Raw genomic sequence first — 20468 nt, 5'->3', positions numbered from 1 at the left:
GCTTCGCGCGCTAGCACGGCGCCGAGGCGCGCCGCAAACCGCGCCCGGGCTGATAGAAGCCCGCGCCATGGCGAACGACCTCCTCGTGCTCTCCTATTCGGGCTGTTCCACCTGCAAGAAGGCGCTGAAGTGGCTGGAGGCGAAGGGCCTCTCCCCTCGCGTGCGCCCCATCGTGGACGAGCCCCCCACCCTCGCCGAGCTGGACGCGTGGATTGCGAAGAGCGGCCTGCCCGTGCGCAAGTGGCTCAACACCAGCGGCCTGAGCTACCGGGCGCTCGGCAAGGCGAAGGTGGACGCGGCGAGCGAGGCGGACGTGCGGGCCTGGCTCGCCGCCGATGGCAAGCTGGTGAAGCGGCCGGTGCTCGTCACACCCTCGGCGGTTCTGGTGGGCTTCCAGGAGGAGGCCTGGGAGCGCGTGTTCTCCCAGCGAGGCTGAGGGCCGAGCAGCCGGGCGGGCGGACGTGCGCCCGTCCCTCGCGAAGCGCGGCCGCGCGTGAAGATTCCTCTCCATGGAATCCAGCACCAGGCGTCCGCTCGGAGAAATCCTCCTGGAGATGGGGGTGCTCAACCGCGCCCAGCTCCGGGTGGGGCTGGTCCACCACCACGAGACGCATGTCCCCCTGGGACGCGCGCTGGTGCGCGAGGGCGTGTGCACCGAGGCGGACGTGCTGCGCGGCCTGTCGGCGCAGCTCGGCGTGGGCGCGGTGGACCTGGACCTGCAACCTCCCGAGCGCGGCATGGCGGACCTGCTGCCCGCGCGCATCGCCCGGCAGTATCGCGCGGTGCCCCTGCGCGTGGAGCTGGTGCCCATGGAGCAGGGCGAGCGCGAGGTGCTCCACATCGCCCTGCCCGCCCCCGTGTCGCTGGAGGCCGTGGACGCCGTGCGCGCCGTCACCGGCAAGCCGCGCGTCGAGACCTACGTGGCCTCCGACCCCGCCATCACCCGCGCGCTCTCCGAGCTGTACGGCTTCGAGGAGCCCGCCGAGCCCGCCGCCACGCCCGCGCCCGCCCCCGGTGGGCACCTGCTGCTCTACGGCTGGCCTCCCGTCACCGCCGTGCTCATCTCGCGGCAGCTGGCGCGCAGCGGCTTCCAGGCCCGGGTCGCGACCCCACTGGAGGTCCTCCACACCAGCGCCAACGACGTGGTGCTCGCGCCCCTGCAGGCCATGGAGGGACTGTTGGCCGACGAGGTCCACATCGAGGGCGCGCTCATCGTCCACGGCACGTCGGACGACGAGGGCTTCGAGCGGGCGCGGAAGCTCGGCGCGCGGGGCTTCCTCGCCAATCCCCGCGACGAGCAGCTGCTCCTGCGCGCGGTGCGCCGGCTGATTCCCGGCGGAGGCTCCTCCATCTCCGGTGAGTCCGGCTCGTCACACCACTCGCACTGACGAGGGTTCGGCGCGCTACCCCTGGAGCAGGCCCAGCGCGTCGAGCACCTCGGGGTACACCTTGCTCGCGAAGTAGCGCCCGCCCGCGATGGTGAAGTGCACGCCGTCGCTCATGCGCAGCTTCATCGGCTTCCTGAAGCCCTCGACGCGCGCCTGGAGCAGGGCCTTGCCCTTGGCGTCCGTGAAGTACGGGCGCGTGTCGACGTAGCGCGCGTCCGCGCGGGAGCCGATGACCTCGCGCTGGAGGCCCCGGATGAGGCCCAGCTTCTGCTCGAAGCGCTTGAGCCCCGTCGCCGGCAGCTCCAGCCAGATGATCTTCCGTCCCGGCGCGGCGAGCACGCTCGCGAAGGAGTCGATGCGCTGACGGTACGCGTCCTCCCACTCGGGCTTGCCCCAGTGGACGGGCTTCTTGCCATCACGCTCCAGCAGGGACTGGCCATCGTTGCCCCCGAGGATGACCACCACCACGTCCGGCTGGTGGCGCTTCACCTCCTCCTCGCCCACGGCCATCCAGTCGAAGAAGTCCGGTCGGGCCAGCCCCGTGGAGGAGCGGGCGCGGCGCGACGCGCGAATCGTCGGATGCGCCTCCAGCCGGGCGAGCAGGTAGTCCCCGAAGCCCGTGGCGATGAGGCTGTCACCGAGCAGCAGCACGGAGCGCGGACGCTTGGCCGCGGGAGCCGCCGCGTCAGCAGGCGACGCTGGCGCCGCGAGCACGGCCTCGGACGCGGGGCCCGCATCCGGTCCGGAGGGAGCAGCCCAGGAGAGCCCGGTGGAGAACACGACGAGGACGACGAACCAACCCGTGAAGCGCTTCCGCATTCGGGCCGCACGCTAGCGGCACACCGCCGTCAGGTACACTCCCTTTCACGACGCCTCCCGGGGCCCACCGCCCGACTCACGCCGCCGACACCTTCGGGGTGGACGTCAACCTCGCGAGCCACGGCGCCAGCAGCTCCGCGCAGGCCTCCGGGTGGGTGAAGTAGGGCACATGCCCCGCCCCCTTCAGCATGTGGTGCGGCGTCCCTGGCGGAAGCGATTGCAGCAGTCGCTCCACGGTGGAGGGGGGCACCAGCACGTCCCTGTCCCCCTGGATGCAGAGGCAGGAGACGTCCAGCCGTCGCAGCTCGGGCGGGTGGGCCTCGCGTTGGATGGCGAGCGCGCGATGCCACGTGGTGCCGCGCTCCACCACCGTCGTGGGGACCACCTCCGCCACCTGCCCGAAGGGAACCGGCTTCCACGCGGCCAGCCCCGCGGCGACCACGCCGGGCCGTGCCCACACGGCGATGGGGCCCATCATCCCGATGAGCAAGCCACGCACCCCCAGGTGGGTGGTGCGCGTGAAGGCGCCCAGGAAGGCCACGCCGCGAGCGACGCCCGCCGCCGCCAGGTGCGCGGCCACCATCCCACCGAAGGAGCTGGCCACCACCGCGTCCACCGGGCCCGCCGCGTGCGCCACCTGTCGCGCGAGCGCGCCCGCGCCCACCGCCGCATGCGCTCCTTCCGGATACTCGACGAGGACGGGACGACAGAGGGGTGACAGCGCCTGGGCGAGCGCGCGGAAGCCGGAGCCTCTCGCCCCCAGGCCGGGCAGCAGGAGCACCCTCGGCCCCTCGCCTTGTCCCACCTCCGTCAGCTGCACGTCCGAGCGCATCTCATTCCCTCGCGGTCGCGGCGGGGAACAGCGTGACGACGCCGCTTCTGCCCGCCTCCAGCGTGGACACCTCCGGCTCCGGGGCGGGCTGCTCCCGCGCCAGCCCCAGGAAGGTCCGGGTGCGCTCATGTCGGGGCCGCTCCAGCACCTGCGCGGGAGGGCCCTCCTCCAGGATGCGCCCGCCGTGCAGCACCAGGACGCGCGAGGCCAGCTCGCGCGCGAAGCGCATCTCGTGCGTCACCGCCACCAGCGTGAGCCCGTCCTCGCGAAGCCGCGACAACAGCGCCACCAGCTCGCCCACGCGCTCCGGGTCCAACGCGCTGGTGGGCTCGTCCAGGAGCAGCGCCTCGGGCTCCATCGCGAGCGCGCGGGCGATGGCCACCCGCTGCTGCTCACCGCCGGACAGCTCGGACGGGTAGGCCTCCTCGCGGTGGGACAGGCCGACCTTCGCGAGCAGCGCGCGTCCCAGCTCCGTGGCGCTCCTCGCGTCCAGGCCCCGCACGTGCCGGGGCGCCTCGATGACGTTGCCCAGCGCGGTGCGGTGCGCGAACAGGTGCCACTGCTGGAAGACGAAGCCCACGCGGCGGCGGATGTTGGAGACGGCGGCGCCGCTCGCTCGCGACGCACTGGGGCCGAGCACGTCGTCCCCCACCCGGATGCTGCCCGCGTCGAAGGGCTCCAGCCCGTTCAGGCACCGCAAGAGCGTGCTCTTGCCGCCGCCCGAGGGGCCCACCAGCGCCACCACCTCACCCGGCGCGAAGGCCGCGCTGATGCCGTCCAGCACCATGCGCCCCTCGTACCGCTTGCACAGGTCCTTCACTTCAATCATCCGCGCGCCAACCTCGCTTCCAACCGCCTCGCCAGGAGGGACAGAGGGTAGCTCATCGCCAGGTAGAGCGCCGCGCACAGCGCCCCGGGCAACAACCAACTGCGAACATCCACCGCGGTAATCGTCATCCGCTTGGTGAGCTCCACGACGGAGATGACGGACACCAGCGAACTGTCCTTGAGCAGCGCGATGAAGTCGTTGGTGACGCTCGGCAGCGCCACCCGGAAGGCCTGCGGGAACACCACCCGGCGCAGCGCCAGCGGCGTGGACATGCCCAGCGCCAGCGCCGCCTCCATCTGCCCCCGGGGCACCGCCAGCACCCCCGCCCGGTACACCTCCGCCTCGTAGGCCGCGTAGTTCAGCCCCAACCCCAGCACCGCCGCGCTCAGCGCGTCCAGCCGCAGCACGCCCGCGAGCCCGTAGTACAGGACATAGAGTTGCAACAGCACCGGGGTTCCACGGAACACCTCCACGTAGAAGGACGCCATCCCCGACAGCCACCGGGGCCCGTACAGGCGCACCAGCGCCAGCCCCACGCCCAGCGGCACCGCGAGCGCCATGGCGCCCACGGACACCACCAGCGTCACCAGCGCCGCCTGGAGGAACATCAGGCCCTGGCCCCAGCCGAGCTTCGCCGTGCTCGTCTGCGACAGCACCTCGCGCGTCTGCGCGTCCGTCCACTCCACCATCTTCTGCTGCTGGGCGCTGTCGATGTTCCACCGGGCGAAGATGCGCCGCAGCTCCCCCGAGCGCGCCACGTGCCCCAGCGCCACGTCCAGCGCCGCGCGCAGGTCCTCGTCCCCGGGCCGCACCGCGATGGCGTAGTAGCCCTCGCCCACGTCGCCCACCACGCGCAGCTGGGGCCTCGGCTGGCCGTAGCGCTGGGCGATGAGGTCGTCCATCAGCACCGCGTCCACCCGCCCCTGCTCCAGGTCGATGTAGGGCTCCTCCACGCCTTCGTACGGCACCGCCTGGATGCCCTCGCGCTGGAGCAGGTCCCACGCCTGCGAGTTGGCGAGCGTCCCCACCCTCCTGCCACGCAAGGACGAAAGCCCCGTGACGCTGTCGTCCTGCCGCCGGGCCAGGAGCCGCAGCTGGAAGATGAAGTACGGCCGGGTGAAGAGGATGCGTCCGCTGCGCGCCGGGGTGACTTCAATGCCGTTGAGCGCCACGTCGAACGAGCCCCGCTCCAGGGAGGGGATGAGGCTGGACCAGTCGTTCTGCACGAAGCGCGCGCGCACGCCCAGCTCCCGCGCCAGCGCGTCCGCCAGCTCCACCTCGAAGCCGCGCATGCGCCCGGGCACGTCCGGGTCCTCCATGGCGTACGGCTCGCCGCCCTGCGCGTCCGCGCCCCAGCGAAGCTCGCCTGCCCTCCGCACCCGCTCCAGCCCGGGCTCCTCCCGCTGGACGCAGGACGTCAACACCACCGCGAACACGAGCAGCGCCCCGCCCCTCCTCCACACACCGCTCACATCCATTTCAGGGACTCCCACTCTGTAGCAGGTGCAGGTGTGACCCAGTATTCAGGTCCTGACACTTTCTCCGGGACTGCGTACTAGAGTGTCGCGACAGAGGAGCCAAGGCGTCATGGAAGCATACAAGGTGCTGGTGGTGGACGACGAGCCGCAGGTGGCGCACGCCTTGAGGCGGCTGCTGCGGCGCGAGGGTTTCGACGTCCAGCTCGCGTTCAACGGAGAAGAGGCGCTCGAGCGGCTGAAGACCTTCAGCCCGGACATCGTCCTGACGGACTTCCGGATGCCGGGGATGACGGGCAGCGAGCTGCTCCAGCGCATCAAACGCAGCCACCCGCTGGCGCTGCGGCTCATCATCTCCGGCTACGCCGACTTCAAGTCGGTGGTGGCGTCGGTGAACGAGGGCGAAATCTGCCGGTTCATCAGCAAGCCCTGGGATGACGCGGAGCTGGTGACGTACCTGTCGGGCCTGCTGCGCCACCGCGAGACGATGGCCCAGCTCTACGCCCCGTTCCGCGCCGCGCCGCAGGGTGTCAGCGCGGAGGTGAGCCCCACGGACGCCGCGCTGGTCCTGAAGGTCCAGGTGGCGGACCCGTCGTTCCCCGCCGAGCAGGCCGTGTCCATCATCGAGCGCTTCGCGGGCCTGCTGGCCGACGACAGCCTGAAGGTGGTGGGGGGCTTGCTGGAGCGCTTCGGTGGCCGGCTGTCCTTCGTGGCGGAGGTGGGCGGGCCGCAGCGGCTGCGCCTGGAGCTGCCCATGCGCGCCCAGAGCGCGCCGAGTGTTCGACCGGGGCTGGGCGAGGCGTGATGGCCCCGGAGGTCGACGCGGATTGGGTGAACAGCCGCCTCAAGCGCTTCACCCTGCTGGCGTGCCTCCTCATCCACGGTCTGCTCATCGTCAGCCTCTGGGGGCGCTGGCACGAGGTCCTCGTCGTGACGGTGGCCTTCGCGGGGGTGACGGGGGCCAACGTGGTGCTCGCGCGGGGGTTCTTCTCGCGGCACACCCAGGCCGCCGAGGCCACGCGCTTCACGCTGAACATGGTGGGCACCGTGTTCTACGGCGTGGTGAGCGACTGGGCGCTGCCCGTGTGGCTGTACCTGCCGCTCAACGCGCTGTGGGTGGACCGCTTCGCGGACTCGGGCGCCCGGCGCCGGCTGGGGTTGATGCTGGTGCTGGTGGCCGGCGCGGCGCTGTCGGACGGGGCCGCGCCCGAGGTCGCCGCCAGCTTCGTGCTGCTGTCGGTGCTCACGTACGCGCTCTCCGAGGGCCGCGTCTTCCTCACGCACTCGACGCTGCGCGAGCTGGCGCGCCAGCACGACGAGCTGGCCCTGGCCCACGAGCAGCTGGAGATGGCCCACCGGCGCGCCCGTGAGCAGGAGCGGCTGTCCAGCCTGGGCATGCTGGCCGCGGGCGTGGCGCACGAAATCAACAACCCCATGAGCTACGTGAAGAGCAACGTGAACGCGCTGCTCATGGACCTGCGCGCGTGCAAGAACCTGCCGCCGGAGCTGCAGGAGTACGTGGACGACGTGCTGCCCGCCACCGCGGACGGCATCCGGCGCGTCGTGGCCATCGTCGCGGACCTGCGGCGCTTCGCGCGTGGAGACCCGGGCGCGCTGGAGGAGTACGACCTCAACGAGGAGATCGCCGTCGCGCTGCGCATCACCCGCACGCAGGTGCAGTCGCGCTGCGAGGTGGAGGTGACGCTGGGCGACTTGCCGCGCCTGCTCGGACGTCCTGGGCAGCTGGCGCAGGTGGTGGTCAACCTCCTGATGAACGCCGCGCAGGCGATGCCCTCGGGCGGACGCATCTTCCTGAGCACGCGCATGGAGGCCGACGAGGCCGTCCTGTGCGTCCAGGACTCCGGGCACGGCATGACGCCCGAGGTGCGCTCGCGGCTGTTCCAGCCCTTCTTCACCACCAAGCCCGCCGGTGAAGGCACGGGCATGGGGTTGGCCGTGGTGCACGGCATCATCACCTCGCACCAGGGACGCATCGACGTGGAGACCTCGCCCCAGACGGGCACGCGCTTCACCGTCCGCCTCCCACGCATCCCTCCGCTCGCCATGCACCTGCCCGGACTGTCAGGCGGAGTCCCCACCCCGCCGAAGTCGCATCCGGACACGGCCTGAGCCCGCACGCGACTGTCCATCGAGAGCGCCATGTCCTCCTCGCCGCCCGCCTTCGCCAGCCGCTTCGAGCCTCGCTACGTGGAGGACCCGTATCCGCTCTACGAGCGCCTGCGCCACGAGTCTCCCGTCCACTTCAGCGAACAGATGCACCTGTGGGTCGTCTCCCGCTACGAGGACATCAAGGCGGTGGTGCTCAACCCGGACGACTTCCTGTCGGCCAACGCCTTTCGCAACCCCGTGCCGCCCGCGCCGGAGGTGCTCGCGGTGCTGGCGGAGGGCTACCCCCAGGTCCCCGCGCTGGTGGATGACGACCCGCCCAACCACACGCGCATGCGGGTCATCGTCAACAAGGCCCTGGCGCCGCATCGACTGAGCGCGATGGAGGCGCGGGTGTCCGCGATCGCGACGGAGCTGCTGGACGGCTTCGCCCACGAGGGGAAGGCGGACCTGGTGGAGGCGCTGGGCTACCCGCTGCCCGCGCGCGTGGTCGGCGCCATCATGGGGCTGCCGGACTCGGACGTGACGCGGCTGAAGCAGTGGACGGAGGACCTGGTGGTGATGTCCGCGGGCAACGCGCCCGTGGAGCGCCAGGTGGAGTGCGCCAGGGGGCTCGTCTCCATCCAGAAGTACCTAGCGGAGCACATCGCCGAGCGCCGACGCGCGCCCACCGATGACCTCATCAGCGCGCTCATCGAGGCGCGGTACGAGGACACGCCGCCGTTGAGCGACGTGGAGCTCATCAGCCTCATCTCCATGCTGCACTTCGCCGGGCACGAGACGACGTCGAACCTGCTGGGCAACCTGCTCGTGTGGGTGCTGCGCGCGCCGGAGCGGCTGCGCGAGCTGCGGGACGACCCGGGCCGCATCCCCCGGGCCATCGAGGAGACGCTGCGGCTGGACGCGCCGGTGCAGGGGATGATGCGCACCACGCGCCGCCGGGTGACGCTCGGCGGCGTGGAGGTGCCCGAGGGCGCGCGGCTGCTGGTGCTCTATGCGTCGGGGAACCGGGACGAGACGGTGTTCCACGCGCCCGGCGAGGGGGTGCTCCGCCGTCCGGACGTGGGCAAGCACCTGGGGTTCGGGATGGGCATCCACTACTGCATCGGCGCGCCGCTGGCGCGGATGGAGGTGCGGCTGGCGATGGAGCTGCTGTTGAAGCGGCTGCCCGGGCTGCGACTGGCGCCGGGCGAGGCCGTCCGCTACCTGCCCAACTTCCTGCACCGGGGCCCGCGGCAGCTGCTCGTCGAGTGGGACCCGGCCTGAGGTTGTTTCAGCGCTTGAGCGCGGCGTCGATGTGCGTGGCGAAGGTGTCGAGCGACTGCGCCCCCGTCACGCCGGTGCCGTTGATGAAGAAGGTGGGCGTGCCGACGATGCCGCGGCGCTGGGCCTCCAGGCGGTCGGCCTCCACGTAATTGTCCCAGGCCTTGGTGTCGAGCGCGCGCTTGAAGCTCGCGAGGTCCAGCCCGAGTGCCTTCGCGTACTTCTCCAGCGAGGCGCGGTCCAGGGCGCCCTGGTTGTCGAAGAGCACGTCGTGCATCTGCCAGAACCTGCCCTGCTCGTGGGCGGCCATGGCGGCGGCGGCGGCGAGCTTCGCGTTCTCGTGGCGGGGCAGCGGCATGTGGCGGAAGACGATGCGGATCTTGTCGCCGTAGCGCTCGCGCAGCCCCTCGACGGTGGACGCGCCGCGCTGGCAGAAGGGACACTGGAAGTCGCTCCACACCTCCACCGTCACCTGGGCGTCGCGGGGCCCCAGCGCGGGGGCCTCCGAGCGCGGGGTGGCGGAGATGAGCTTGGGCTGGGCGCGGGCGGCCTTGGGCTGCTTGTCGCAGTCGGGGGTGGGCTCGTCACCGGCGAGGGCGGGGTTGAGCGAAGAGAACACGACGGCGGCCGCCAGGAGGGCGGGAGCGCGGAGCTTCATGGTGGACCTCTGGAGTGGGATGGATGCGGCACGCCCGGCGTCCTGCCTGGAGGCCTGGCGTGACGAGGGGCGATGCCCTCGCACGCAAGGAGTGACGCGAGCGGCGCGGGAGTTTCAGCGCCGTGTTATTTCCCGCGCACCATGACGACCGAGCGCCTCGATTACGCGGACCCCTTCCTCCATCGATTCACCGCGCGGGTGGTGGGCCACGGCGCGTGGAATGGCGCGCCCTCGGTGGTGCTGGACCGCACGGCCTTCTATCCGGAGGCGGGTGGACAGATGGGGGACCAGGGCGTGCTCGGGGGGCTGCCCGTGCGCGACGTGCAGGTGGACGACGCGGGGGTGGTGCATCACCTGGTGGAGGGCGTGCTGCCCGCGCCCGGTGAGGCGCTGGAGGGCGTGGTGGATTCGGAGCGGCGGCGCGTGCACATGTCGCTGCACACCGGGCAGCACATGTTGTCGCGGGCGCTCTTGGACCTCGCGGGCGCGGCCACGGTGTCGTCGCGATTGGGGGCCACGTGCACCATCGACACGGACCAGGACACGCTGGACGAGCAGCTCGTGGCGAAGGCGGAGGCGCACGTCAACGCCATCATCGACGCGGACCTGCCCATCCGGGCCTTCTTCCCCACGCCGGAGGAGCTGGCGGCGCTGCCGCTGCGGCGTGCGCCCAAGGTGACGGACAACATCCGCGTCATCCAGGTGGGGGACTTCGATGTGTCGCCGTGTGGCGGGACGCACTGCACGCGCACGGGACAGGTGGGGATGGTGCGGGTGCTGGGCGTGGAGCGCTACAAGGGCAAGGGGCGGGTCCTCTTCTCGGCGGGGCCGCGTGCGCGGCGCGAGCTGTGGGAGGAGGCGGGGGTGCTGCGCGCGATGAGCCGGGCGTTCACCTGTGGACCGGCCGAGGTGCCCACGGTGGTGGAGAAGCTGCGGCGTGAGCTGACCGAGGCCCGCGAGGCGTTGGGCGCGGCGCGAGCGCGGCTGGCGGAGCACACGGCCGTGGAGCTGGCGCAGGCACTGGAGGCGTCGGCGGACAAGCAGGTGGTGGCGGTGCTCGACGGCGCGGGGCCGGAGCAGCTGCGCGCCGTGGCGGCGAGGCTCACGTCCCGGTCGGAGGCGGTGGTGTTCCTCGCGGGCCGCGCGCCCGAGGGGCTGGCCGTGCTCATCGCGCGGGGCAGTGCGTCCACGTTCGGCTGCGGCGCGTTCCTGAAGCGGGCGGCGGAGGCCGCGGGAGGACGCGGGGGTGGACGCCCGGAGCACGCCGAGGGACGGCTTCCGGCGAGCACGGATTGGGCGGCGCTCGTGGCGTCCCTGCGGGGCTGAAGCAGGCCCCACCCCACCTCCGGGGCGGACCGTGGGAGCGGAAATCACCCTCCCCCTCCCTGGACATGAGTCTTTTCCACCCGCACCCACCCGCAACGCATCGCGTCACAGCTCGCTCCATCCGAAGGGATTTCCTCCGACGCGTTCACATCGTACGGAGGGGGCGCTCCACCGGTGGAACGACATGAGAAGATGGGTGTAGGGGTTCGCGCCACGATGGACGACGGGCAGCACCGCCAGTTCGATGCTTTCGCACGCTCGCGACGACCGGGGCTGCTTCGCCTTGCCCGACGCCTGTGCTCCGGGGGTGGAATCGACCCGGAGGACCTGGTGCAAGAGACCCTCGAGCGCGCCTACCGGAACTTCGACCGGCTGGTGGCGGAGAACCCAGGCGCCGTCAGCGTGTGGCTCAGCACCACGCTGAGCAACCGCTTCCTGGACCATTGTCGTCGCAGACGCACCGAGGTCCTGGGGGCCCCCGCGCTGCGTGTGGTGCAGGACACGGAGTCCTCCGGCGAACCCGCCGCCCTGGAGCAGTGGGAGCAGGTCAGCCGCGAGGACTTCCAGCGGGCCATCGACAAGCTGCGGCCTCCCCATCTCCAGGAGGCCTACCGGCTCCACGTGGCGGGACTTCGATACCGGGCCATCGCTCAGCGGTTGGATGCGCCCGAGGGAACGGTGGGACGGTGGCTCAGCGAGGCGCGGCAGGCTCTGCGGGGGCTGCTGACCCCTAGCGCCGCCTCGAGTGAAGGCAGGGCCAGACCATGACCGAGCAGTGCGACAGACTGGAGTCCTTCATCGACGGTGAGCTGGCCCCGGCGGACGCGGAGAACTTCCGTCACCACCTGACCGGCTGCACCGCGTGCGAGACACGGATGAAGGAACTGCTCGCGCTCGAGCTCCTCGCCGACGACGCCCTGCACGAACCCGGGGACTCCACACTGGCCTTCGTCCCCCCACCTCCCCAGCTCAAGCGGCGCAGGAACTGGATGATGGTGGTGCCGCTGGCGCTGGCCGCGGGCCTGGCGGCGTGGGTTCTCGTGACGCGGACCGACTCGTCCCCCACTTCCCCCGAGCTGTGGCTGGGGCAGGACCCGGGCCGCACGCTCGAGGCCCGCCTCACCCATCCGGGCGCCGACCGCCATCGCCCCTACGAGGTGATGCGCAGCGGCGGCAATTCGCCCCGCGCGCTGTCTCTGCGCGAGCTGGCGAAGCTGGAGGAGGCCGGTGACGAGCGAGGCATCGCCTCCGCCTACCTGCTGCGCGGAGACCCCGCCCAGGCCGCCGCCTTCCTCGACAAGCTGCCCGCCTCCCCCGACCTGGACTCGGACCGCGCGGCGCTCGCCCTCCAGCGCGGCGCCCACGAAGAGGCCCTCGCCCTGGTGGACCGCGCGCTGAAGGCGAAGCCCGGCCATCCCCAGGCGCTGTGGAACCGCGGCCTCGCGCTCGAGAAGCTGGGCCTGTCCCTGCAAGCCGCCGAGGCCTTCGAGCAGGTGGCCGCGCAGCAGGAGCCGGGCTGGAGCCAGGAGGCCGCCGAGCGCGCCGCCGACCTGCGCCGTCAAGAGGACACCCAGCGCAAGGGCTGGAAGGGCACCAAGCAGGACTGCGACCAGATGGTGTCCGGCGGCCCCGTGCTCGCCCAGGCCCAGGTGGAGCAGCACCCCGGCCTGTCCCGCCTGTGCTTCTACGATGCGCTGCGCACCGCCACCTCCCCCGAGCGCGTCGAGTCGCTGCGCCCCCTGGCCCGCCAGCTCGACGCCGTGGACGGCGGAACCCACCTGGAGGACGCCCTCCAGCGCGCGACCCGCTCGGACTTCTCCGCGCGCGCGCCCTTCGTCGCGGACTACGTGCGGCTGACGCGCAACGAGCTGTCCCCGGCGCAGCTCGACGCCTTCCTCGTGAAGCTGCGCGAGGCACGGCAGGACGACCTGCTCCTGGGCGCCCTGCTCTTCCCCAAGGACCTGCGGCAGCACGAGCGTGAGTACCGCGAGCTCGCGCTGGCCACGAGAGACCCGTGGTTCGCGCTGCTCGCCGAGGAGCGCCAGGCGCGCGCCGACATCCAGCGCGGACAGATTCCCCAGGCGCGCACGCGGCTGACCGAGGCCCTGCGCACCTGTCCTGACGGCGCGCGCTTCAACTACCGCTGCCTGGAGCTCGAGCGGAACCTGGCCCTCGTGGAGCGGCAGCTCCACCGCCCCGTCGAGTCCCGTGCGCACGGCCTGCTCGCGCTCGCCCGGGCGCGCGCGGGGCACGAGTGGACCAAGGAGTGGCGGCTGCTCCAGGAGCTGGGCCAGGTGGCCCTCTTCCACGGAGACCTGTCGCTGGCGCGCGCCTACCTGGAGGAGAACATCCAGCGGCTGCCCGAGCGCTGCGCGGACCACGAGTCGGCCTACGTCAACCTCGCGCTCGCCTTCCACCGCACGCTCGACTTCAACGGCGCCCGGGAGCAGCTGGACCGCGCCGCGCGCTGCGGCAACCCACCCTCCCTGGCGCGCGCCTTCGCCATCGCGGACCTGGCCCACACGCAGGCCCGCCGCGCCGAGGACACCGAGGTGCTGAGCCGGGGCCTGGAGGCGCTGCGAGCCTCACCGGCCCGACTGGAGACCGCGGGCGAGGGCGCGATGCTGCGCCACATCGAGGGCCGCTTCTTCGTCGAGCAGGACCGCCGTCGGGGGCAGGCGCTGCTGCGTCAGGCCATCGAGGAAGCGGCGCCGCTCGTGGGCTCGGACGTCAACGCCCGCAAGGCGCGCGTGTACAGCTTCACGTCCCTCATCCTCGACGCCTCCCGGCACGAGGAGCTGGAGCGGGCCATGGCCCTCTTCGCCGAGGAGCGCGCCCTGCCCCTGCCCGAGCGCTGCGCGCTGGGCGTCACCGTGGACGACGAGCGCACGGCCCTGGTGGCCCGCGACGCGTCGGGGCGTTGGGTCGGCCACTTCGACACCCAGCGCCGTGAGCGGCTGGAGAGCGTGGAGGGGCTGGTCCCCGAGCGCCTCGCACAGGCCCTGCGCGACTGCCCCCACGTGGACGTGCTCGCGCGGCCGCCGGTGCTCGGCAAGCCGGACCTGCTGCCGCCGGACATCGCCTGGGCCTACCGTGTCGGAGCGACCCCCGACGAGCCCACCGGACAGCCCTCGCGCCGGCTGGTGGTGGCGGACGTGCATGCCCCCGCGGAGCTGCACCTGCCCTCGCTGCGCGCCTGGCGCCCCTCGGAGGACGACGACGCGACGCTGGCCACGCTGCGAGGCGCCTCCGCCACGCCGTCGCAGGTGCTGCGGGCGATGCGCGAGGCCACGGAGGTGCAGATTCACGCGCACGGCGTCGTCGACCCGAGCGCCGCGGATGGCTCGCTGCTCGTGCTGTCACCGGAGGCGCAGGGCGGCCGCTACGCGCTGACGGCGTCGGACCTGCACGGTGAGCGGCTGCGGGGCCGGCCCGTGGTGCTGCTGGCGGCGTGTCATGCCGCGCACAGCAAGGCGTACTTCCATGAAACGTTCGGCCTGCCGGTGGCGTTCGTCGAGTCCGGGGCCCGGGCCGTGCTCGCCGCCACGCAGGAGATTCCCGACGCCGAGGCGTCGGACTTCTTCGAGCCGGTGCTGGCGCGCATTCGCGAGGGGCTGCCCGCGGCCCGCGTCCTTCGCGATGCACGTCAGGACTGGCTCCGCAGTCGGGGAAGCGCCTGGGTCCGCCAGGTGCTCCTCTTCGAGTAGTTGCCTCGTCTCATCCCAGAGTCTCGAAAACCCATGAAGAAAGTCCTCCTGTTGGTCCCCCTGCTGCTCGGCGTCGCGGCGTGCCGCCACATCGAGACGGTTCCGTCGACCGAGCAGATTCAGCGCAAGGCGCCCAAGGGCGCGCTCGTCCGCGTCATCCTCCGCGACCGGGCCAACCCCCAGCGGCTCACCACCTACGTGGTGGACGTCAGCCGCAACGAAATCGTCGCCCAGTCCAACCGCGACCCGTCCTCGACGCGGGGCGCCCAGGGGGAGACCTCGTCCGAGAAGGCCACCACGGACGGCGACACCTCCGCGATGCAGTCGGGAGGACCGCTCTACGTCGGCGACGTGGAGCTGCTCACCGACTGTGTCCCCCAGACGGACAAGGAGGGCTGCCTGAGCGTCGCCGACCTGCATGACGGAGACCCGGGTGGCGCGTCGGGCGGCGGCGGCGACCCCACGGGCCACCAGCAGCTGGTCGAGAAGGTGAAGCGGCTGGCCGCGCTGACCTACTGGTCCACGCTCGAGGTGGGCATCCCGACCGTCAAGCGGACGGCGGCCCCCGGACGCGTGAATCAGTAATCACGTGAGGCGCTGAGGACAGGAGGCTCCGGTGTCGCGAAGGTGCGGCGCCGGGGCCTTCGTCGTTTCAGGCGGACCTGCCACCCTCGGTGGGGGCCAGGCCCGAGAGCGTCTCCACGTAGGACGCGGCGACGCGCAGGAAGCGCGCGCCCTTCACGCCGGTGAGGTACTGGCGCTTCATCGCGCGCGTGGCGCCCACGTAGAACATGGCGCGGCGGATGCGCTCGTTCTCCCGCGCGTTGCGCTCCTTGGCGCCGGCCATCCAGTTCTCCACGGTGTCCAGCGCGTCCAGGCCCGCGAAGAAGACGACGGGGCACTCGTGGCCCTTGCAGGAGAACACGGTGGTGGCGCGCACGTGGTCCACGCCGCTGACGCGGAAGTCCGTCACGTCGCGGCCGCCCTTGCCACCGTAGGCGTGCGCGGGCACACCGGCCCGGTTGAGGGCCTCCGTGTACTGCGACGGCATGACGGGCGCGACGACGAGGATGTCGCCGGGGTGCACGCCCTCGTCGCGGATGAGCCGTGCCACCTCCTTGGCCACCTGACGGGCCTCGCTCGCGCCGGAGGCGAAGCCGCGCACCTGGGGCAGCACGCCGCCGCGCTCGGTGGACTGCACGCGGTAGAGGCCCTCCAGCGTCTCCTCGGGGAGCCACAGGAGCCCCTCGCGCGCGAGCTCCCCGGCCTTCATGTACTCGCGCATGCCCGGGTCGCTGGTGCCGTGCTGGCGCAGCGGGTCCAGCACCACGTTGAAGGCCACGTCGAGGATGTCGCGCGTGGCGCGGAAGGTCTCCTTGAGGATGCGGGTGCGGCCCCGGAAGGACAGCCCTTCCGGGAGCTGCTCCTTGAGCGCGTCGATGGGCACCTGGCCGTAGACGTTCTGCGAGTCGTCCATGAACAACTGGAGGCAGCGCACCCCCTTGCCGTCCTGCGACGCGCGCGGGCGGACCAGGGCGTGGAGCATGGCGAGCGCGCGGGCGTCCATGTCCTGGGCCTCGTCGACGAAGACGCCGTCGAAGGACTCGGGCTCCACGCGGCGCAGCGCGCCCACGTGCTTCACCGTCACGCGGGCCCGGAGCGCGCGCACCCGCTCGCGGCCGGCGCGCTGGGCAATCGCCTCCACCAACAACTTCTCCACCAGGGGCGAGAGCGCGCGGTTGAAGAACGAGACGAGCACCTGGGTGTCCTCGTGCTCCAGCAGATAGCGCGCCACCCAGTGGGCCAGGACGAACGTCTTGCCGCTGCCCGCGACGCCGCGCACCAGGTGGTGGCCGTCATCGAAGCGCCGCTCGAAGAGGGACACCTGCTCCTGGGTGAACAGGGGCCGCGTGGGGCGCGAGCCCTCGATTTCCCCGCCGAGGCTGGTGGGCGCGGCGGGGAGCGGTGGCGGCGGCGGGGGTGCCTCGCGCGGCAGGGGCAGCGCCTCCAGTCGGAGCGGCGAGCCGGGGAGGACGCGCAGGCGCGGCAGGAGCGAGAGGAAGCGCTGGGGGATGGTGGCTCCCCGGGCCTCGTCGCGCGAGGCGAGCACCAGCAGGTAGTCGCGCGCGCGGCTGGCGGCCACGTTGAGCATGGGCACCAGCGTGTGCGGCGGGAAGGGCCGGCCTCCGGCCACGGTGTCCACGAGCACCACGTCGTACTGGGTGCCCTGCTGTCGGTGGATGGTGGAGGCGCTGAACGCGTCGCCCCGGAAGCCCGCGGAGTTGCCGAGCCTGCGCAGGAGCGAGGCCTGCGCGCGATAGGGCGTGACACACAGGACGCTGAGGCCGGCGCGCACGGCCTCGCGCGCGAGCGACACGGCGAGCTCGGCGGACAGCTCGCGCTGGTAGCCGGAGCCCGTCTCGCCGCGGCCGTGCGTCAGGCGCTTCGCGTCGCGGCTGAGGCCATCGAGCACCACCCAGCCCGCGCGTGTCCCGGCGAACGCGGGCACGGGTGGGGCCTTCTCGGCGCGGGCCTTGACGATGTCACCGTCCTCGAGCGCGCCGCCGTAGCAGAAGTGGCTGACGACGCGGGCGATGTCCGGGTGCATGCGGTGCTGGGTGCGCAAGAGCAGCACGTCCGGGCGCGCGGCGTCGCGCACCGCGTCCTCCAGGTGGGACAGGCCGCTGGCGCGCAGCCACTTCTGGGAGCCGCGTCCGGCGCCCTCGGCGGCGCGGCTGACGGGGCCGATCTGCTTGGGGTCTCCGGCGAGCGTCACGCGCTCGGCCAGGGGGGCCATGAGCGCGGTGGCGGCGCGGGTCACCATGCCGGCCTCGTCCACCACGAGTCGCGCGAAGGTGCACTTGCCCTCGAGCTCCGACACCAGTCGCAGGGCGCGGTGGACGGTGAGGACCATGAGGGGACAGTCGCCCTTCTCCGCCTCCTTGAAGGTGGGGTCCTTCATCTTGCCGCGCAGGCCGCGCAGCTCCGCCTGGAGCTTGGCGAGTTCGTGCGCGGGGCCGCCGCGGACACGCTGGAGGTACAGCTCGCGCTCGCGCTCCTCGATGCTCGCGCGCAGCTTGCCGCCCTTGGTGTCCTCGAGGGTGACGGTGGGCAGCTTCGCCAGGGCGTCGCTGGCGCCGGTGCCGCCGCGGAAGATGCTGCGCGCCAGGGGGCGCAGGGGGATGGGCTGGCGCTCCAGGAGGGCGCTGACGCGCAGGACGAGCTCATCGGCGGCGCGGTTGGTGGGGGCCACCGCGAGGATGCGCTCGTTGGGGAAGGCGCGCAGGGCGCGGGCGATGAGGTCGGCGACGGCGGTCGTCTTGCCGGTGCCGGGAGGTCCCCAGATGCAGCCCCAGGGCTGGGCCCAGAGGCGGTCGGTCGGGAGGAGCTCGGCGTCCTGGGGACGCGGGGTGGGCGCGGGCTCGTCTCCGCTGGCGCGGCGCAGGGCCTGATGGAGGGCGGGTTGACGGTCCTCGTACGCGGATGCGGCGGTGCAGAGGGCCTCGGCGAAGTCATAGGGCCGATAGCACCAGCGGTCGGCGGCGAGGGCGCGGCGGTCCACGTCGTCACCGTGGTCGGGGGCGGCGAAGACGCGGCCGGACTCGAAGTCGAGGTGGACGACGTCTCCGCCGAAGACGCACTCCTCGCCGAGGAAGCCGAGCAGCGAGCCACCGGACCAGTCCGGGTCCGCCGCGGGCACGGGGACGAGGGACAACACGCCGGGGCCCTGCAGGGAGACCTGACGCGCGTCCTGGAGCAGCTTGGCGCGGTACTGGCTGCGCTCGGAGAGGAGCGCGTCGCTCAGGTCCTCGGGGAGGTATTCGGGAGGACGCCAGGCCTCGCGGCGCTTCCCGGTGGCGACGGCGGCCTGGATGACCTGGCGCTCGGACGCGGTGACATCGGAGGGCGCGGCGACGTCGCGTGCGGGTGGCTCCTCGGGTGAAGGGGCGTCCGGGCGCGGAGCGGGAGGCTTGGGGCGCTGGGACCTGGCGCGGGAGAGGACCAGCAGCGGATTGGGCGAGCGCGGGATGTCCTCGGGCACGGGGCGGGAGGACGGGGGTGGGACGGGCGCGTCGTCGTACTCGACGTGAAGCTCTCGGACGGAGTCATCCTTCCGTGGCGCGGGGCGCCCTTCGGAGACCTCGTTGTGCGTCCGGTGCGTCATGTCGGCGAGCCCCGGGCCCCTCGGCCCAGGCCGGGTACGGGCGCGCGAAGGTAGGGGAGGCGTGGATCCACGTCAATGCAAGCCCCAGGGGCGAGGCTGTGCGCTCACGTACGGCTGGCTCCCAGCAGCCGGCCAGGCGCGGGGCGCCGAGGGGAGTCAGTCGAGAAAACGTCGCCACCAGCAGTGGACTTCGTCTTCCGAAAAGCCACGCCACGCGAGTGCGTATCCCGGCCTGAAGGGCTCCAGGACAGGCTCCAGCACACGCGCGAGTTCGCGATACGCGGGCAGGTCGTCGCCCTTCGAGAGGTCCCCCGACGCAGGGCCCGTGCCGAGGGTCACCACGACGGTTCCTGCGTTCCCCACTTCTCGAACCGTGGTCCCCGGTGACTGGAGGCGACCTCGAAGCGACTCGCGACCTCCAACAGCCTGAAGCAACGAGGCGCCCAGGAAGTTCAGCCAGTGCACCCCCTCCACATGTCGCCCCACGGTCAAGTGAGCGTCCACCCTGGGAACATCCACGCCTGGGTATCGGCGAAGCTCTTCACTAACGAGCGGCAGGACCTTCCGCCGCGCGCCTGCGAACTCCAGCGCGAGCCCCGCATGACCCGAGGCAAGAGGCAGGACCGAGGCCAACGACATGGCCAGGTCCCTCACGCGTCCTGGGCCATGCAGTTCCAGGTACTCCGTGGGCAACGTGGCGCTCAGCACGCTGACACTTCCCTCCAGCGGTGTCTTCGACGGGAGCCGAGCCAGATAGCGGAGTGAGTACCCATCGAAATCATCACCCGTGAGGGTCCAGGAACACTCCGCCTGAAGTCGGGTCATCCGCTGGAACGAGTCGGAGTCTTCGGCAAGCTCTTCGATGAAGCGAAAGGAGGCACTGGGCCGCAGCGAAGCCTGGACCTCTCCCCATCCCGCTTCCGTCAGGGGAAACGACTCCCCATCCGAGTCCCAGGCACGCGTGAGCACATCCCCCACCGCATGCCGGTAGAGGGGCAGTACCTGTTCGACCCCGGCCCCCAGTTCCACATGGTCATGAGGCAGGTAGAACACGATGCGCACCACGTCCCGGGCCAGCAGACGCGCATCTTCGGCATCCGAGTCGACCAGACGAATGCGTGGGTAGGCCTCAGTCACGGCTGACTCCGAGTTGAGGCGTGATGATGGCCGGTGGGCAGTGTCCACCCAGTGCCTCGTACCGTTCCAACTGCTGGAGAAGCTCGGGGCTGGCAAGCGGATTGCTCTTGCTGGCCTTCGTGCAAGGGAACTTGAAGTCGTAGACACACTGGACGCGACTGGGCTCCTTCGCGAAATGAATCACGACATCCGGACGGAGTGAGCCCACCCATCGTTCCGTCAGGACGGGGCGCCCCGTCCTTGCATCGAACCCATAACGAGGCTCCACCGAGACATTATCGGGGAAGAGTCGCGACAGCTCACGCCGAACGCAGGCAAATGCCGCTGCGTGTTTCATCGTCCCCAGTTCCATGCGGCGCCTGAGCGGCTTGCCATCGATGTATCGGACCACCCGCTCACACTCCGCATCATCCGGCTTCTTCCCGGGTCCGTATTCGCGCTCGTTGACTTCCTGGTCCGCCGCCTTGGAGCACTGGACCAAGAGCTGCTCGATTCGCGCCAGTTCAGCGGCGTCCAATATCCGCAGCGCCGTGCCCACCCCTCTGGCCGCGGTAACAGAACGTCCGACGCCTGGAAGGATGGCCTCGCTTCCCGTTTGGGAGTAGCAGGCGGGATTCCGCATGCAGCCGCTCGTCGCCGAGTCCAGGCTCTGCTCATAGCGAGTCACACCCTCGGCACCCGACGGCCCTACACCGCTCCGAGGCGGAGTCGCACACGCTACGAACAGCAGGAACGTCACGCC

17 protein-coding genes are annotated in these 20468 nt (G+C 71.8%); 9 read left to right on the top strand and 8 right to left on the bottom strand.

Going from position 1 to position 20468, the window contains the following annotated elements; translation table 11 throughout:
- Positions 1 to 67: 67 nt before the first annotated feature.
- Complete coding sequence (locus K8625_RS04180; protein ID WP_141328238.1) at positions 68 to 436, top strand: Spx/MgsR family RNA polymerase-binding regulatory protein; 369 nt, start codon at positions 68 to 70, stop codon at positions 434 to 436.
- Between the two features lie 73 nt (positions 437 to 509).
- Positions 510 to 1388, top strand: a complete 879-nt coding sequence (locus K8625_RS04175) for a general secretion pathway protein GspE (RefSeq protein WP_223781903.1) — start codon at positions 510 to 512, stop codon at positions 1386 to 1388.
- A 15-nt stretch (positions 1389 to 1403) separates the two neighbouring features.
- Here K8625_RS04175 and K8625_RS04170 read toward each other — a convergent pair whose 3' ends face one another.
- The 4 genes from K8625_RS04170 to K8625_RS04155 form a co-directional block, all read right to left on the bottom strand.
- Positions 1404 to 2207 carry a DUF459 domain-containing protein gene (locus tag K8625_RS04170; protein ID WP_223781902.1) on the bottom strand — a complete coding sequence of 268 codons (804 nt, stop codon included), beginning with the start codon at positions 2205 to 2207 and terminating at the stop codon, positions 1404 to 1406.
- A gap of 76 nt (positions 2208 to 2283) precedes the next feature.
- Complete coding sequence (locus K8625_RS04165; RefSeq protein WP_223781901.1) at positions 2284 to 3039, bottom strand: alpha/beta fold hydrolase; 756 nt, start codon at positions 3037 to 3039, stop codon at positions 2284 to 2286.
- Between the two features lies 1 nt (position 3040).
- Positions 3041 to 3868 carry an amino acid ABC transporter ATP-binding protein gene (locus tag K8625_RS04160; protein WP_223781900.1) on the bottom strand — a complete coding sequence of 276 codons (828 nt, stop codon included), beginning with the start codon at positions 3866 to 3868 and terminating at the stop codon, positions 3041 to 3043.
- Complete coding sequence (locus K8625_RS04155) at positions 3865 to 5346, bottom strand: ABC transporter substrate-binding protein/permease (RefSeq protein ID WP_223781899.1); 1482 nt, start codon at positions 5344 to 5346, stop codon at positions 3865 to 3867. Before K8625_RS04155 ends, K8625_RS04160 begins: the two co-directional genes overlap by 4 nt.
- A gap of 109 nt (positions 5347 to 5455) precedes the next feature.
- On the opposite strand from K8625_RS04155, the gene K8625_RS04150 reads away from it, so the two are divergent.
- Genes K8625_RS04150 through K8625_RS04140 form a run of 3 tightly spaced genes read left to right on the top strand, consistent with a single transcriptional unit; the run spans position 5456 to position 8736 of the window.
- Entirely contained in the window at positions 5456 to 6148 is a 693-nt protein-coding gene (locus tag K8625_RS04150) for a response regulator (RefSeq protein WP_223781898.1), read from the top strand.
- Entirely contained in the window at positions 6148 to 7473 is a 1326-nt protein-coding gene (locus K8625_RS04145) for a sensor histidine kinase (protein WP_223745271.1), read from the top strand. The genes K8625_RS04150 and K8625_RS04145 overlap by 1 nt, the downstream gene beginning before the upstream one ends.
- Before the next feature lie 30 nt (positions 7474 to 7503).
- Positions 7504 to 8736, top strand: a complete 1233-nt coding sequence (locus tag K8625_RS04140; protein ID WP_223781897.1) for a cytochrome P450 — start codon at positions 7504 to 7506, stop codon at positions 8734 to 8736.
- Positions 8737 to 8743: 7 nt separating this feature from the next.
- Here the strand turns inward: K8625_RS04140 and K8625_RS04135 are convergent, their stop codons facing one another.
- The gene (locus K8625_RS04135; RefSeq protein WP_223745269.1) at positions 8744 to 9391 is read right to left on the bottom strand and encodes a DsbA family protein; all 648 of its coding nucleotides are present in this window, start codon (positions 9389 to 9391) and stop codon (positions 8744 to 8746) included.
- A gap of 141 nt (positions 9392 to 9532) precedes the next feature.
- Here K8625_RS04135 and K8625_RS04130 point away from each other — a divergent pair, with 141 nt between their 5' ends.
- The 4 genes from K8625_RS04130 to K8625_RS04115 all read left to right on the top strand — a co-directional run bounded on the left by K8625_RS04130 (position 9533) and on the right by K8625_RS04115 (position 15009).
- Positions 9533 to 10717, top strand: a complete 1185-nt coding sequence (locus K8625_RS04130) for an alanyl-tRNA editing protein (RefSeq protein WP_223781896.1) — start codon at positions 9533 to 9535, stop codon at positions 10715 to 10717.
- 192 nt (positions 10718 to 10909) lie between these two features.
- Positions 10910 to 11485: an RNA polymerase sigma factor gene (locus K8625_RS04125; RefSeq protein ID WP_141333011.1), complete on the top strand. Its 576-nt coding sequence runs from the start codon at positions 10910 to 10912 to the stop codon at positions 11483 to 11485.
- Complete coding sequence (locus K8625_RS04120; protein ID WP_223781895.1) at positions 11482 to 14424, top strand: CHAT domain-containing protein; 2943 nt, start codon at positions 11482 to 11484, stop codon at positions 14422 to 14424. The genes K8625_RS04125 and K8625_RS04120 overlap by 4 nt, the downstream gene beginning before the upstream one ends.
- 33 nt (positions 14425 to 14457) lie before the next feature.
- Positions 14458 to 15009 carry a hypothetical protein gene (locus K8625_RS04115; protein ID WP_223745266.1) on the top strand — a complete coding sequence of 184 codons (552 nt, stop codon included), beginning with the start codon at positions 14458 to 14460 and terminating at the stop codon, positions 15007 to 15009.
- Positions 15010 to 15076: 67 nt separating this feature from the next.
- Here K8625_RS04115 and K8625_RS04110 read toward each other — a convergent pair whose 3' ends face one another.
- From K8625_RS04110 to K8625_RS04100, 3 genes are all read right to left on the bottom strand, one after another.
- On the bottom strand, positions 15077 to 18589 hold the full coding sequence (locus K8625_RS04110; protein WP_223781894.1) for an AAA family ATPase: 3513 nt from the start codon (positions 18587 to 18589) through the stop codon (positions 15077 to 15079).
- A 156-nt stretch (positions 18590 to 18745) separates the two neighbouring features.
- Positions 18746 to 19726: a type VI immunity family protein gene (locus tag K8625_RS04105; RefSeq protein WP_223781893.1), complete on the bottom strand. Its 981-nt coding sequence runs from the start codon at positions 19724 to 19726 to the stop codon at positions 18746 to 18748.
- On the bottom strand, positions 19719 to 20348 hold the full coding sequence (locus K8625_RS04100) for a hypothetical protein (protein ID WP_223781892.1): 630 nt from the start codon (positions 20346 to 20348) through the stop codon (positions 19719 to 19721). Before K8625_RS04100 ends, K8625_RS04105 begins: the two co-directional genes overlap by 8 nt.
- Between the last annotated feature and the right edge of the window lie 120 nt (positions 20349 to 20468).

Source organism: Myxococcus sp. AS-1-15, from assembly GCF_020037055.1.
Classification (GTDB): Bacteria; Myxococcota; Myxococcia; order Myxococcales; family Myxococcaceae; genus Myxococcus; species Myxococcus fulvus.
Note: the sequence above shows the minus strand (reverse complement) of the source record. Positions and strands in the feature narration are given on the sequence as shown.